Here is a 1,220-nt window from a genome sequence, read left to right as displayed (position 1 = left end):
GGCGTCTTCCTTGTGCATGTCGCCCATCATTCCCGGCAGCCGCACCAGTGGCCAATCTGTGTGATCTGCGCCACTGACACGCAGTCAGACTGTCCACTGACCAGTACTCGAAGGTAAGTTCAGCCGCGACTTTGTCTCCTGGGACCTGCGGGCTCCAGGGGACTACGGGGCAGTCAAAGCTGTGGAGGTCGCACATGGGTACCACGATTCCCGAGTGGCTGGACAAGGCAGCGGATGTCGCCGGTATCGACTGGCCGAACATCGACGAGGACGACTTCCGCGAAATGGCCGACGCCTACCGGGAGTTCGCCACGGAGGTCGACGGCGCGAAGGAAGACAGTCTGACCGCCGCCGCATACGTGCTCTCGGACAACTCCGGGCGGATAACCGAAGCCTTCGAGGTCCATCACAAGAAGCTCGCCAGCAGCCATCTGCACGATCTGGCCAACGGGGCTCGCCTGTTGGCCAAATCGCTGGACGCCGCGGCGCTGATCATCGAAGGCGCCAAGGCCAAGGCGCTGATCCAGTTGGGCATCCTGGCCGCCGCGATCACCGCGGCCATCGCCGCCTCAGTGATCACACTCGGGTTCTCCGCCCTCGCCGGACTCGCCGAACGTGAGGTCATCCGCCGGGTCGTGAAGCGGATCTTCAAGGAACTTGAGGAGGAGCTGATCGAACAGGCGGTGGCCCTCGTCACCGACCCGATCATCGCCGGGCTTGAGGCCGCCGCCAACGAGATGCTGATGCAGGGTGTGGAGAACCTGCTGGGCGCCCGCGACGGCTACGACGTCAACGGTGCGGCGAACACCGGGATAAAGACCGGCCAGAACGCCCTGCCGAACGGCAACGTGAACCTCAATCTGTCCTCCGCCGGCGGTGGGCTGACGGGTGCCGGAGGTTCGAATATTCTCAACGTCCTCGAAACGCAGGGCACCAAGGCCGCCGCGCTGTGAGCAAGCACGGCAAGGGCCCGCACGGTCCGCCGAATTCGGGGCCGCACGACAAAGGGACCCGAGAAGAGCCCCGCGCCGCCGGATTCCGGCGCGCACAAGCCACCGGGCGGCAAAAAAGGCCCGGACCTCACCACACCACCGGGCAAGACCACACCAGGCGCGCCCGGTAAGCCGGGCAGCACGGCCCCGGCGGGACCGCCACCCAAGGGCGGCCAGGGCTTCCAGCTCACCCCCGACCACTTCGACACCGCCGGCGGCGGCATGCAC

1 protein-coding gene is annotated in these 1,220 nt (G+C 66.3%); it reads left to right on the top strand.

Features of this window, described 5'->3' with window-relative positions:
• The first annotated feature begins 194 nt into the window (after positions 1-194).
• Positions 195-953 carry a WXG100-like domain-containing protein gene (locus AC0Z36_RS29710; RefSeq protein ID WP_485466187.1) on the top strand — a complete coding sequence of 253 codons (759 nt, stop codon included), beginning with the start codon at positions 195-197 and terminating at the stop codon, positions 951-953.
• Positions 954-1,220: the final 267 nt, after the last annotated feature.

Source organism: Kitasatospora sp. UYEF31, assembly GCF_057291755.1.
Note: the sequence above shows the minus strand (reverse complement) of the source record. Positions and strands in the feature narration are given on the sequence as shown.